The organism is Halolactibacillus alkaliphilus (assembly GCF_900115465.1).
GTDB classification, from domain to species: Bacteria; Bacillota; Bacilli; order Bacillales; family Amphibacillaceae; genus Halolactibacillus; species Halolactibacillus alkaliphilus.
Genome location: NZ_FOWN01000012.1, coordinates 38,738 through 53,449 on the forward strand (window position 1 = coordinate 38,738; position 14,712 = coordinate 53,449).

11 protein-coding genes and 1 riboswitch are annotated in these 14,712 nt (G+C 38.2%); of the genes, 8 read left to right on the top strand and 3 right to left on the bottom strand.

All coding sequences use genetic code 11. The features are described 5' to 3' along the window. Positions 1–2 precede the first annotated feature (2 nt). Genes BM163_RS06705 through BM163_RS06735 form a run of 7 tightly spaced genes read left to right on the top strand, consistent with a single transcriptional unit; the run spans position 3 to position 9,552 of the window. Positions 3–884, top strand: a complete 882-nt coding sequence (locus BM163_RS06705) for a carbohydrate ABC transporter permease (protein ID WP_089801473.1) — start codon at positions 3–5, stop codon at positions 882–884. Positions 885–899: 15 nt separating this feature from the next. Beyond that, the gene (locus BM163_RS06710; RefSeq protein ID WP_089801475.1) at positions 900–1,769 is read left to right on the top strand and encodes a carbohydrate ABC transporter permease; all 870 of its coding nucleotides are present in this window, start codon (positions 900–902) and stop codon (positions 1,767–1,769) included. Positions 1,770–1,783: 14 nt separating this feature from the next. Then, a complete protein-coding gene (locus tag BM163_RS06715) occupies positions 1,784–3,817 on the top strand; it encodes a YIP1 family protein (protein ID WP_170243675.1) in 2,034 nt (677 codons plus the stop codon). Beyond that, positions 3,804–6,167, top strand: a complete 2,364-nt coding sequence (locus BM163_RS06720; protein ID WP_089801479.1) for a DUF5696 domain-containing protein — start codon at positions 3,804–3,806, stop codon at positions 6,165–6,167. The genes BM163_RS06715 and BM163_RS06720 overlap by 14 nt, the downstream gene beginning before the upstream one ends. Beyond that, a complete protein-coding gene (locus tag BM163_RS06725) occupies positions 6,164–7,015 on the top strand; it encodes a carbohydrate ABC transporter permease (RefSeq protein WP_089801480.1) in 852 nt (283 codons plus the stop codon). The genes BM163_RS06720 and BM163_RS06725 overlap by 4 nt, the downstream gene beginning before the upstream one ends. Positions 7,016–7,028: 13 nt before the next feature. Next, a complete protein-coding gene (locus BM163_RS06730; protein ID WP_229675523.1) occupies positions 7,029–8,030 on the top strand; it encodes a carbohydrate ABC transporter permease in 1,002 nt (333 codons plus the stop codon). Between the two features lie 52 nt (positions 8,031–8,082). Then, positions 8,083–9,552 carry an ABC transporter substrate-binding protein gene (locus BM163_RS06735; protein ID WP_170243674.1) on the top strand — a complete coding sequence of 490 codons (1,470 nt, stop codon included), beginning with the start codon at positions 8,083–8,085 and terminating at the stop codon, positions 9,550–9,552. Between the two features lie 118 nt (positions 9,553–9,670). Here the strand turns inward: BM163_RS06735 and BM163_RS06740 are convergent, their stop codons facing one another. Next, positions 9,671–12,055 carry a sensor domain-containing protein gene (locus tag BM163_RS06740; RefSeq protein ID WP_089801484.1) on the bottom strand — a complete coding sequence of 795 codons (2,385 nt, stop codon included), beginning with the start codon at positions 12,053–12,055 and terminating at the stop codon, positions 9,671–9,673. Between the two features lie 115 nt (positions 12,056–12,170). Continuing rightward, complete coding sequence (locus BM163_RS06745) at positions 12,171–12,542, bottom strand: response regulator (RefSeq protein ID WP_089801486.1); 372 nt, start codon at positions 12,540–12,542, stop codon at positions 12,171–12,173. A gap of 60 nt (positions 12,543–12,602) precedes the next feature. Continuing rightward, positions 12,603–12,686, bottom strand: a riboswitch (cyclic di-GMP riboswitch). A gap of 259 nt (positions 12,687–12,945) precedes the next feature. On the opposite strand from BM163_RS06745, the gene BM163_RS06750 reads away from it, so the two are divergent. Beyond that, positions 12,946–14,133, top strand: a complete 1,188-nt coding sequence (locus BM163_RS06750; RefSeq protein ID WP_089801487.1) for a sensor domain-containing diguanylate cyclase — start codon at positions 12,946–12,948, stop codon at positions 14,131–14,133. 79 nt (positions 14,134–14,212) lie between these two features. Here the strand turns inward: BM163_RS06750 and BM163_RS06755 are convergent, their stop codons facing one another. Beyond that, a complete protein-coding gene (locus tag BM163_RS06755; RefSeq protein WP_089801489.1) occupies positions 14,213–14,704 on the bottom strand; it encodes a QueT transporter family protein in 492 nt (163 codons plus the stop codon). Positions 14,705–14,712 lie beyond the last annotated feature (8 nt).

Here is a 14,712-nt window from a genome sequence, read left to right on the forward strand (position 1 = left end):
ACATGAGAGGAAATAAAAAAAGTCCCTACTTGTTTTTAGCACCTTACATTACTTTATTTACTTTGTTTATTGTCGTGCCGGTTGCTATGGCGATCTTCCTGTCGTTTACGAACTTTAACACGATTGAGACACCTAATTTTGTAGGGTTTATGAATTACATTAACTTATTGACACAAGATGAAATTTTTATGCAGTACGTGTTACCCAATACCATTTTATTTGCGGTCATCGTTGGGCCAGGAGGCTATATGTTATCTTTCCTCCTCGCCTGGGTGTTGGCTCAATTACCTAAATTACCGCGTACGGTGTTTGCTCTTATTTTCTATTCACCATCTATGACAGCAGGGATAGCAATGGCTGTTGTGTGGCGTGTCATTTTTAGTGGGAACCAATCAGGTTATGCGAACCATATTTTAATGACGCTCGGTGTCATTAATGAGCCCATTATTTGGTTGCAAGATACGCGCTATATTTTACCGATTATGATCGTTGTGGCGCTTTGGAGTAGTATGGGTGTAGGTTTTTTAGCGATGATGTCTGGGGTGTTAAATGTTGATCAGACATTATATGAAGCGGGTGCGATTGATGGAATTAAAAATCGTTTCCAAGAGCTGATCTATATTACGATTCCATCAATGAAACCACAAATGTTATTTGGTGCTGTTATGGCCATTGTGGGAACGTTTAATGCTGGAGCTATTGGTGTGCAGTTAACCGGTGCAAATCCAACACCGTCTTATGCCGGCCAATTAATGGTCAATCACATCGAAGATTATGGTTTTATTCGATTTGAAATGGGTTATGCGGCTGCGTTATCGGTCGTGTTATTACTCATCATATATCTCTTTGCGACCATATCGAAAAAACTCTTCAGTGAGGCATAAGAAAGGAAGGATACTATGGCGTTTAAAAGCAGTGGGATCAACCCAACCAAATTTGATGTGAGTCAATTAAAGTTTTATCTATTTCTCGTGCCATTTGCTATTTTTATGGCATTACCGATTATCTTTATTTTTAACCATGCGTTTAAGCCACTTGATGAGCTGTACGCATTCCCGCCAAGGTTCTTTGTTATTAATCCAACCTTGGAAAACTTTCAGAACCTTTCACAGCTTGCTGAGCAGTCAGGCATCCCGTTATCACGGTATGTATTTAATAGTCTGTTTGTCACAGTGATTGTCGTGTTCTTGTCGTTAGCTTTATCGACGCTTGCAGGTTATGCGTTATCTAAAAAACAGTTCCGCGGGAAGAAAATGCTGTTAGAAATAAATAACACAGCATTGATGTTCGTCCCCATTGCCGTCATGATTCCAAGGTTTTTAACGGTGACAACGATAGGTATTGAAGATACGTATTTCGCGCATATTTTACCACTTGTCGCGATGCCTGTCGGACTGTTTTTAATTAAACAATTTATTGATCAAATTCCAGATTCATTGATTGAAGCAGCGGTCATTGATGGTGCGACAGATTTTAAAATTTATTGGAAAGTTATTTTACCACTTATAAAGCCGGCGATTGCAACTGCCGCAATCCTTGCTTTTCAACTTGTGTGGAATGATATGGAAACATCTAATCTTTATACGACAAGTGAAAATATGCGGACGCTCGCTTTCTTTATGAATACGTTAGCGGCGCAAACAAACGTTGTTGTTGGTCAAGGGATGGCAGCCGTCGCCTCCATGATTATGTTTATACCAAACTTAATCCTCTTTGTTATCTTACAAAGTAAGGTTATGAATACAATGGCGCATTCAGGACTGAAGTAAAGGAGATGGTCACAATGAAAAAAATAATCAGTATCCTTCTCCTTAGTCTTATTTTCTTCACACAGACGGCAACTATTGTTGAAGCAAATACAGCCTATAAAACATTTACTGAAGACGGCTATGGCCGCTATGTTGAAACACAAACGGCCTATACTGTTAGTGAAACCATTGTGCGCTTTGATGATGAATTATTTAGTCAAGCGCAAGACATGAAAGTAAGTCGTAGTGGTTTTATCTATGTCGCAGACACGGGAAATGCACGGGTGCTCGTCGGTACAACAGACGGTAGACTCGTCCGTGTGATTGGGGAAGATGTGTTACAAAAACCTACCGGTTTATATATTTCACACGATAATCTCGTTTATGTGGCAGATGAAAATAAAATGAAAGTACTGGTCTTTACCGAAAGCGGGGAACTCATCAAAGAATTCGCTCGTCCAGAAGGGATTCTATTTGGTGAAACAGCTAACTTTGTCCCGCAAAAAGTTGCGGTTGACAGGCGAGATAATGTCTACATTATCTCACGAGGTAATGCGAATGGGATTATTCAGATTAATGCCAATACAGGACAATTCCTCGGTTACTATGCGCCGAATGCGACCGCTGTGTCACCGCTTACTGCTTTTCGAAAGTTAATCTTTACTGAAGAGCAGCTCGATCGCATGCTTAATATTGTTCCAGCAACATCCACGAACTTAAATATTGATGACAAAGGGCTCGTCTACAACGTATCACAAGGAGAACGGGTGCAAGCCATTCGTAAGTTGAATGTAGCGGGACGAAATATACTAGACACGCGGGTGGCAGATGACTTTCCTGTTTCCGTTGAAGTGGGAAGTTTAGAGAATATATTCGTTGGTGGTGAAAATGGCTTTATTTATGAATATACATCAGAAGGAAACTTACTCTTTGTCTTTGGTGGACAAGATGATGGGCGTCAACGTGTCGGTCTATTTAGACGCTTATCAGCACTAGCAGTTGATGATAGTGAACGATTGTTAGCCTTAGATTCTGATCGGAATCAAATTCAAATATTTGAACCAACAGAATTTGCAGACCTTGTGCATGAAGCACTGTACTTATATCAAAACGGTGATTATGAAGCAAGTAAAGGTCCATGGGAAGAAGTTATTCGTTTAAACGGGCTCTTTGATTTTGCTTACCAAGGACTAGGTGAAGCATTGTATAAAGAAGAACAATACGATGAAGCACTGATAGCTTTTAGACAAGCAAAATATATTACAGGTTATAGTGATGCATTTTGGGAAGTCCGTAACTTATGGATGAGAGATAATATTATGGCACTTATCTTTGTGATTGTGTTTATTATTACCCTGTTTAAAGTGTATGGGTACATTGAACGGAAAACGGGTCGAGTAAAAGCTTTTACTGAGAAATTAACGACAACCTATCGTTTGAAATTTTTCCAGGATGTCGCTTTTATCCGCCATATGATTAAACATCCACTCGACACTTTTTATAGCATTCAATACGAGAAAAAAGGTAGTGCGCTATCGGCAAGCTTTTGGTTAGCTGTTTTATATGTGATGTATATCGTTGATCGCTATTTTACCGGTTTTATTTTCCGGCAAGTACGTGATGGGCAGTATACACTCGGGTTAGATACAGCATTATTCTTTGGACTCTTTGCGCTTGTTGTAGGATCAAATTATCTTATCACGACAATCAATGACGGAGAAGGTAAATTTAAGCATGTGTTTATCGGATTTGTTTACAGCTTTATGCCGTATTTCTTATTTAAACCGTGGACGATTCTTATTAGTAATGTCTTAACACTAAATGAACAGTATTTACTTAGCCTAGCGAATACACTTATATACGCATGGGTAGCGGTGTTAATCTTTATCATGATTAAAGAAATCAATGATTATACGATTAGAGAGACGATTAAGATCATTTTTGTCACAATCTTTATGATGATTATCACACTGTTGTCACTATTTATTGTGTATATCTTAGTTGTTCAAATGGTTCAATTTATTATTTCAGTTGTGAATGAGGGGGTGTATCGCTTTGAAAATAGGTAAAAAACTTAAAGAGATGAAAGTAAAAACAATCATCAAACTCATCTTGTTTATCGCCATCTTTGGTTTCCTTATTTGGACCGTTCTTTCAAGCGATGAACCCGAACAAGATTTAACATCACCATCAGCTCCACCAGTGGTGGAAGAAGAACCGCCGGCAGAGGAAGTACCTGGTACCCCTCCACCAGAGGAAGGGCCTGTGGTTGATATCGATGAGGATGAATTAGAGGAAATAGAAGATCTAGAGTATGTGTTTGATGAAACCCAACAAGTTATTGAGGGTCATGAATTTTTAGTTAGTAACGATTATTATGAACTTTATTTAAAAGAAGAAAATTTATCGATTGTGCTCCGAGATAAAACAACAGGTGCCCTCATGTATTCAACGGCAGAAGAGCCGATTGGCGGCAATGAATCATGGACCAACTTTATGCGTTCAGGCATTGTGATGGAGTACCTTGTAGGTACAAACATTGTTGTTTACCAGGCGGATATGTATTCTGAGAATCCAGAAAAAACGATTACTGAAACAACCGATGGATTTACCGCAGATATTTACTATCCGTCACTGGAGATTGGCTTTACAGTGGCAGTAACATTAACCGACCGAGGGATTACAGTTGATGTCCCGCAGGAATCCATTGTGGAAGAAGCGGATCGTTATAAACTCTCTAGTTTATACGTCTACCCATTCTTAGGTCACACATTACTCGGTGAGCGCGAAGGGTATATGATGATTCCAGACGGCTCAGGTGCTTTGATTCATTTAGATGATAAAAACGGTAAATTTCGTCAACCGTATTCTAAAATGATTTACGGGGAAAACGTTGGTGTAGATGATCCGTTTGTTTTATCACTCTTTAATCGAATGAATCCATTTAATGATACAGAAAATATTTTGATGCCTGTCTACGGAATGGTGCATACCGATACAGAGATAGGGTTTCTAGGTATTATTGAAGAAGGTCAATACAGTGCAAAATTAGAAGCTTATCCAAATGGGGCGATATTACCTTATAACTGGATAACCTCGAAATTTATTTACCGTCAAGTTTATAATCAACCAACGTCACAGGAGTCAGGAACAATGGTTGTTAGACAACGCACGCGTAATAACTTTGATGTGAAAGTACACTTCCAATTTGTATCTGGTGAGTCAGCTGACTATATGGGACTGGCGAAAACATATCGTGAATATTTACTCAGCGAAAATTTGTTTGAACCTAAAGAAGATGCCTTTCATTTAAGAGTGGATTTCTTAGGTGCAGAAATTGAAGATGGTTTAATCTTTAAGAAAGATGTTCCAATGACAACTTTCCAAGAAGCCTATGATATTTTAATGTCAATCCAATCATCTGGTCGGGATCAATTAATGTCCATCTACACAGGTTGGCAAGAGAAAGGTCCATATGGTGGTTTACCGATTAGACAAGTAAAAGCCAACAGTAGTTTAAATGGTGAGTTATCCTTATCAGAATTTGAATTGGCTTTAAACGAAGCGGCAATTGACTTGTATCTTGAACATGATGGGTTACGTATTAACACAGAAGAATTAAAAAATACCCGTCTTAAAGTGATGCGTAAATTTAATAAACGTCGCTATGAAGAAGAAGTATATGGGAATGTCTATGATACGTTTAATTATTTGCATCCAGAATCAAGTGCGAAATTATTAATGGACTTACAGGGAGAATACCTGGACCAAGAACTTCAAGGTGTGATGTTATCTGGGATTACCCACACACTCTTTAGTTTCAGTGAAGGTAGTCGCGAATATGATCGTATCACAACAAAAAATACGTATCAACCGATCGTTGAATCGTATAATGAACAGTTTAATCTAGTGTTAGATCAGCCGTTCAGTTATTTATGGGATAATACAAAAGCATTTGTAAATGCACCGATGGCATCGTCTAATTATGTCTTTACAGATGAGGACATACCATTTTTATCACTCGTATTAAAAGGTATTATGCCAATGTATTCAGAGTACATTAATTTCCAAGCAAACCAAGATGAGTTCTTCTTACAGCTTGTAGAGCAAGGAATAAACCCGTCATTTCTAATTACAAAAGAAGCACCGCAAGCATTGATTAATACAAATTCATCATGGATTTATAGCTCTAGTTATGATCGCTACGAAGAGACAATCAATAACTACTACGATGAACTAAGCGCAGTACATGAGCAAGTAAAAGGCGCTCAGATTGATAACTATGAGCGATCAGGAAAACTGACATCTGTCACATATGATAACGGTATGGTTGTTCATGTGAACTATTCAGATCAAGCACTAAATGTCGGGGCAGAAACAATTGAACCGTTAAGCTACAAGGTGGTGACGAACGAATGAAATTAAAACGCGAAACAGTGTATGGGTATATGTTTATCTTACCTTGGCTCATAGGTTTCTTAATATTAGTCCTATATCCGATGATTCAAAGTTTCTATTATAGTTTAAACAACATGCGGATTACACCGACGGGACTGAGGTTTATCTATGTAGGGTTTAATAACTACCGCGATGTATGGTTACAAGACATGTTCTTTATTACGGAGTTGTTTAGTTTTAGTGTTGATACGCTCATTCGAATTCCTGTCATTGTTGTTTTTGCTTTAGTTATTGCGATGTTGTTAAATCAAGATGTCAAGATGAAAGGCTTATTTAGAACCATCTTCTTCTTACCAGTTATTGTGGCAAGTGGACCGGTCATTAATCAGCTCGTCGAACAAGGAGCAACGGCCATTCCGATGTTGAATCAAGATATTATTATGAATATCTTGACGAGTTTCTTACCGATGTGGTTTGCGGAGGTTGTTGGCAACCTCTTTAACCAGATCATTACCATTCTCTGGTATTCAGGTGTGCAAATTCTCTTATTCCTAGCGTCTTTACAAAAGATTGACCCTAATCTTTATGAAGCAGCTAAGATTGATGGTGGCTCTAACTGGGAATGTTTTTGGAAAATCACTTTGCCTACGATTAAACCGATTATTTTAATTAACTTAGTCTACACGTTGATTTCACTCGCAAATAGTGGACAAAACCCAATCATTGATTTGATTTATGCCAATATGTTTAATGCGACGAGAGGCTATGGATTTGCTTCGGCGATGGCATGGATGTATGCGGTGATTATTGGGCTTATGCTACTGATTATATTCTTAATTTTTAAAGAGAAGAAACCAGCACGAGGATAAGGAGGGGTTGTTCATGTCAGCTAAAAATGCGACGAGTGTCGTTACGGTATTAAAGAACGACACATTAAATACAAAACAGAAAATGCGTTTAATTAAACTGAGAATGGAACACTTCTTCCTCGGGTTTAATGATAGAAAAGGTTTTCTCATGCAGCTCGTTATCTATTTATTGCTGCTTGGTATAGGATTTGTTTACCTTTATCCTATTCTTTATATGTTTGTGACGAGTATGAAATCACTCAGTGACTTGCTTGATTCGGCAATTAATTGGATTCCATCCAGTCTGTATTTGTCTAACTACAAGCAAGCATATGAAGTGCTTAATGTCAGACCTGCGCTCCTTGGGAGTTTGCAAATTGCATTATTTCCAACACTCCTACAAGTAGCCGTTGCCTCACTTGTTGGGTACGGGTTCGCAAGGTTTGAATTTCCACTTAAAAAATTCTGGTTTGCGCTAATGATTATTAGTTTTATTATCCCACCGCAAATCACGATGATGCCAACTTACCGTTTGTTTAGCACACTCGGATTAACGGGTTCTCTACTCGCTTTTATTGTGCCCGCTAGTCTTGGTCAGGGGTTAAATAGTACGATATTTATCTTGATTTTTTACCAGTTTTTCAAACAGACACCAAGGTCACTCTATGAGGCAGCAGAGGTAGATGGGGCGAGTCAATTTACAAACTTCTTTAAAATTGCTATTCCGATGGCTGTTCCAGCGTTTATTGTGTCATTCTTATTTTCATTCGTCTGGTATTGGAATGAAACATACTTGACCTCACTCTATTTAACGAGTTCTAGTACCGATATCACGACAATCTTGCTTCAGTTACAATCCTTTAGTCAAAATTATGAAACACTCTATCCAGCAACAGAAGCTGGACCAAACAAAATTAATGAGGGCATTAAGATGGCCGGTACGATGGTCAGTATCTTACCCTTACTTATTACGTACTTCTTTTTACAACGATACTTCGTTGAAAGTGTCGACAACACTGGTATTACGGGCGAATAATTTCGCCCTGTAGTATAAATTAAAATTCCATTAAAGAATGGGGGAAGAAAAAATGACGAGAAAAGCATGGTTTATGATCTTGTCGGTATTAATCGCAATGGTGCTCGTAGTTTCAGGTTGTGGTGATGATGGTGCTAACGATAGTGGCGCCGATTCAGGTACAGAAACAGATAGTGGTAATGGTGAGGGAACAGAGGGTGGCGATGAAGAACCCGCTGGTTTACCGCCAATGACAGAAGAAGAGATTACGTTGACGTATGCTTCTTGGCAAAACTTTGAACTTCAAACGTTTTTAGCTGAAAAGTTCATGGAGAAGTATCCAAATATTACGGTTGAACTTCATCAACTAGAACAAGAAGGCTGGAATGATCACTTAACAAACCTTGCCTCAACAGGTGATTTACCTGATGTCTTCTGGTACTTAGGCAATGTCGATGTGCCGATTCGAAACATGTGGTTAGGCGACTTTACGGAGTTATTTGAGAGTGACCCAGAAAGTGATACGATCCTTGATACATTAAAAGACCAAGGATACTTTGATGGTGAACGTAAGATGGCAGCACCTGCTGGTTACTTACCGTATACTATTTTCTTAGATGAGAATCTATTTAATGCTCAAAACGTAGAAATGCCATCTGCGGATTGGACATGGAATGAAATGATTGAGTTAATTAAAGAAATGACAGTACCTGAAGAAGGTATTTTCGGTTATAATACATTCACTAAATTAGTAACAATGGGACCAATTGTGAACGGTGACAACATCGGTGAATTCGGTTGGGACGGCGAAAAGTACGACTTAACTGGCTGGTGGGATGACTCTTTAGCTCTTCACGCTGAATTAGTGCGTAATGGAAACCATGCGCCTTTCTTTGATACAGATGAAGCAGAAGCAGCCTTTGGTGACCGTTTACTATGGGCAGCATCATCAGGTCGCTTAGCGATGCAGTTTGATGCATGGTGGACAGTTGATTACTTTAAGACAGATGAGTTTGTTGACAAAGGTATTAAATGGGTACCATATGTAGTACCTAAAGGTGACGATGCGGCAACTGAAAATAAACCAGCGTTTGTTGATTTTGGATCAATCTCAGCAGCAACTGAACATCCACGGGAAGCTTATGAATTGCTTAAGTTCTTCGGATGGGGAGAAGATGGTTGGAATGCGAAGTTAGAAGCATTCGAAACATTAACACGAGAAGATGGTACGTCAGTATTTACACATCCAGATGGGTTACCTATCATCGATAACCAAGAAATTTGGGATCGTTTACGTACATTGCTTCCAGAGGAACAATACTATGATGATTTCTTAGCGCGTGCAAAATCACCTGTACCACTTGGTGGAGCAAGTGCACCTGGCTTCCAAACATTCTTAGATGAAGTCTACTTTGGTGGCGAATATGGTGATATTGAAGCTGCTGCGGCAAATGGTGACGTTAACCCATATGATATTTCAGCAGACTTAACAGAGCGTATTAATCAATACTATGAGCAAGCATTAGAAGAGTTGTTTTATTAAATAAGACGTTGTCGTGTTATATTGTTTAGAACAATTACTAACATGAAGACATTAAAAAAGCACTAACCACATATTGGTTAGTGCTTTTAGGCTTTGAGGTTAAAAAAGCTGCAACTATTTAAGGTTGATATGTGTTAAGAAAGTGAATGAGTGCATCCTCTGGTAGTGGCTTACTGAAGTAATAGCCTTGTAAAATATCACAATGCATAATTTTCAACAATTCAACATGTGCTTTTGTTTCTACACCTTCTGCGACAAGGTCAAGATTTAATCGGTGGCCAAGTAATATAATTGAATCGGTAATATCACGATCATCTTGATCATCTAAGATGTCAGAAATAAATGACTGATCAATTTTTAAATAGTCAATCGGAAATTGCTTGAGATAATTAAGTGAACTATAACCTGTACCGAAATCATCAATGGCAATTTTTACGCCGAGTGTTTTCAAGTCTTTCAAAATAACTAATGCTGTGGCAGCGTCAGTTGCCATAGATTCAGTAATTTCTAGTATAATCATTTTAGGGTCGACATCGTGAGTGGAAAGAATCGTCTTTATCCGCTCCACGAGATTGCGTTGATAAAATTGCCGAATCGATAAATTGATACTGATTGGTAAGATAATGCCAAGTTTTTTTAGCTTTTGAATCATTTGTGCGACTTCTTTTATTACCCATTCGCCAATAGGGATAATCAATCCTGTTTCTTCCGCGACCGGAATGAAGACGTTAGGAGGAATTAAGCCGCGCTTTGGCGAGTTCCAACGAATCAATGCTTCTAATCCATAAATAGAGCCGGATTTCGTATTGATTTGCGGTTGGTAATGTAAAACAAATTCATTATGTTCGACGGCTCTTCTTAGGCCGGATTCAATTTCTAGTATACCTTTCATTTGAACAGGTAAATTTTCTTGATAGAACTGGACGGTGCCCCGTTCGGTGTTTTTTGCGAAGTACATGGCTTGATCCGCTCTTTTAACTAGATGTTCAACTGTTTTCCCGTCCTCAGGATAAAGACTGATGCCAATGGTAGGCGTATTGACAATATCGATACCGTCAATCATATAAGGCTCACTCATTACATTAATTAATCCCTCTGCATAAAGTTGTATGTCCAATTTTGAGGCGTTGGGATATAGAATAATAAATTCATCCCCGCCATATCGATAAGACTGTAATGATTTTCTCATGAACGATCCGATTCTATCAGCAATTTGTTTCAGGAGTACATCACCTTTTGAATGACCAAGTGTGTCGTTAATGAGCTTAAATCGATCTAAGTCGACAAATAGTAGCGCAAACGTCGCGGTTGACCCATGATGAATCAGTTGATCGATGTCTTTTGTTAGAGAAATTTGGTTTTTCAATCCTGTCAAATGATCATGATAAGCAAAATAATGTAATTCACGATCTAAGCGTTGTTTTTCACTCATGTCTTTGGCGATGCAATTGATTCCTTGTACTTTCTGGTCAATAATCATTGGAATGAGTGTCACATTGATTGGTTTATGCACCTTTGTTTTGGTTTCGATTACCGTATCATACTCAATCGTATCTCCCGTGATAATTGACTTAAAATAAGCCAGCGTTTCTTTTAGAAGGTCTGGTTTAATTAAAAAGTGAAAGGTCTGTCCAATAAGTTCATCCCGGGTATAGCCTGTTAATGTCACGGTCGCATCATTAAGTGCGGAACATCGTCCTGTTAAATCAAAGGTGATAACAGCGTCAGCATTTGCTTTAAACAATGATTGATACGCTATCTCGGATTGTTTCAACTGTTTTTTTATTTGATATGTTTCTGTCGTGTCGTGTAAGACACCGACGACTCCGCGAATAACATTGTCATTAATTAACGGGATACCTCTTATTAACAGCTGTTTTTTATCGCCATCTTTTGTTAATCCCTTTAATTCCAATTCTGTTGTCGTTCCGTGAAGCATCTGATTAAATGCCCGTGTTGCTTTATTATGTTCTTCTGGTGTAACGAAAGTTAAGAAATGTTGCCCCATACTCGAATCAGTGGCATGTTTAAGAAGCTTTAGAGCGTGGCTATTGGCATGCGTTAAGATGCCTTCTTTATTTAAGGTGAAGATCCCGTGTGATACTTCATCAAACATCGTCTCTTTAGCAAGCGAGGTGAGCGTTGTAACATCGTGATGTAAGTGCCATGTGCCAATAATGACATCACCTTCATTGATGGTGATTTTTTCAAGTTGCATCATGATTGTCGTATCGTCATCGTTTAGTAACGGCGCATTAATTTTTGTTTGCTCCTCTTTATCCAGTTTCTTTAATAGGTTTTGGCAGTCTACATTATCGAGTTTTATAATATGCGATAGTTTAAAAACTTCTAAAAAGTCTCTATCAATGAACCACTGTTTCGTTGATTCAGATAATGAAACGAATGAGAAGTCATCACGAAGAATAAGTAAACCTAGATTAGCTTGATCCAATAAAGATAAAAGGTCTGTTCTTGAGAGCGATGGATAGGTTTGAAAAGCCATTTTTTCACCTCGAATACGATAAGTTGGTACTTCTTAGTATACTATAAGTGACTTTAAATAACGAATGGAAAATGTAAAAAAACCACTAATCTTAGCGATTAGTGGAAAAGTAATATTAACCTAAGGTACTTGTTCCTAATTGTTTTTCTACACGCTCGTGTAAGCCATCAAAAAAAGGTTTGACGACAAAGTCTTTTGCGCCGATATCTAACGCTTCAAGCACGTGCTGTTTAGTTCCCATCGATGAACACATAATGACTTTGGCGGAAGCATCAAAAGTGATGATTTCTTTTAAAGCATCAAGGCCCGAACCGTTATGCATAACGATATCCATTATGACAAGGTCAGGCTGCTTCACCTTATATATGTCGACAGCTTGACGTCCGTTTTTTGCCTCAATCATGTGATAGGTCGAGTTCTGTTGGAGTATTTTTTTAATCCATTGCCGCATAAAACGTGAATCATCCACAAGTAAAATAGTTGGCATGTATATCCCTTCTTTCAAAATGGCTAGCTAAAAAGATAAATCATCCAACAATCTCGTCCATAAGGTAACCCGGCGGTCATAGCTCAGCGCTTTAGATCCGTAGCTTTGCGTCATATCCTTTCGGATATTTTGCCATTATCGTATGGATGTTTACACTTTTACTGTTCCCTATTGTAGCGCTTAGAAAACGTGTTGTAAATGGTAAGAAGTCTGAGTTTTTTCTTCATATGATAAATTATAATGAAAAAAACAACATAAACCGTTACATTTTACAACTTTTTAGTTTGCATTTTTAAAAATTACTGCTAAAATTTTAACATTGAGAAAAGCTCGTCCCATAAAAGTCGTGGAATGCTTTTCGCTTATACATCTAGTTGTATTTTACTTGAAGGAGATTAGCTTAATGAAAAAATGGATGGATATTTATACGCATCACTTCATCTATCTACTCATCATTACCATCGGTGTAGTGATATTTTTCTCGCCATGGCTTGCGTTCCTTGGTCTCGTGTTCTTGGCAGTTGTTTTAACGTACAAACTCAGACGTTATCATATGCTAAAAATGAAGCAAGCGGAAGAAGAGGCGCGTCGAGTTACTAAGCTTGCCATGTTAGAGAACGCACTAAGAAATAGCGAACGTGACAAGCAGGAGTTTGAAGCATTTTTTAATGCCTTTGACGGCGCCACGCTCTATATTGAAGATGTAAGAAAACAACAGTTTTATTATTCGCTTGGTGTCGAAGCTTTATTTGGTTTTACCCAGGCACAGTTTAATCAAGACGGCAGGCTGTGGCATCAACTCGTACATGAAGAAGATTTACGAGAAGTGATGGAACATCATCGGCTATTATTTAAAGGGGTGAGTGTTAATCATACTTTCCGTGTTATCCACCCAACAAAAGGAGAGAAGTGGATTCAAAAAGTAGCTAAACCAGTCGCAGATGCATCTGGTGTGATTGTTAAGGTGTATGGCAAACTTATTGATGTGACAGATCAAAAAACATTAGAACACCAGCTTAGAAAGATGGCCTATTTTGACGACCTTACAGATTTACCTAATCGAAAAATGTTGGATCGTCATATAAAAAAAGCACTCGCTCGTTCAAAACGACATGGTCATCCTTTTGCGATGATGTTTCTTGACTTAGATGATTTTAAAGTGATAAATGATGAGCTTGGCCATGAGATTGGCGATTTATATTTAGTCGAAATCACCAAACGTTTAGATGATTGTGTAAGAGAAGAAGACTTAATTGCTAGATTTGGTGGGGACGAATTTATCGTTGTCTTTGAAGAAACCGAACAACAAGAGATCGAAGTGATTGCTACAAGAATTTTGGATAGCTTACAATCACCCGTCTTTATAAAAGAACATGAGTTAAAAGTATCCGCAAGTATTGGTGTTAGTCTATATCCCGAACATGGCGAAACGAAAGAAGCCCTGATTCGACGTGCCGATCAAGCAATGTATGCGGCTAAGCATGATGGGAAAAATCATTATCAAGTGTATCATCAAGGACTTGAGGATGTTGAAACAGAAGATGAAGGTATCTTCAAAAAATGGTTTCAAGCCCTGTTTTCAAACAATTAATGCTTTAAAAAATAATAAAAAACCCTGAACTGCTCTCTGTCAAGTAGACAGGGAGCAGTTCAGGGTAGATGTGTTTTTCTTATTGTTCAATTATTTTTTTGAAATTTAACGATTTATTTAAAGTGTACATAATCGGAGCCCCGATTGCCATTACACCAAACTCACCGAGTGCTGTCGTTAAATACGTTAACCAGAATGGTAATTCAAGTGCCAAGTAAAGCTCAAAGGCGATAATAAACATCGTCGCTGTAAAGATAAGTGTATTAATGACGAGTAAGGCTTTGATGTTTTTCACTGATCGACGAATAAGAATAAGTAGTCCAAGTGAAATGATTGAATGACCAACACCAAAGAATAAGTCATAAATACCGAGTGGACTAAAGAGGTTTGTAATAAACACCCCCATAACAACCCCAAAGAAATAACGGGGACTAAAGACCACCAAGTGGTTGAACATTTCTGGCACTCTAAACTGCACACTCATAAAACTAAGTGGTTCGAGTACAAGGGAAATCGCAATGTAAAGTGCTGCGATCACCGCATTTGTTACTAATGATTTTGTTTTTAACATCTTTCTTC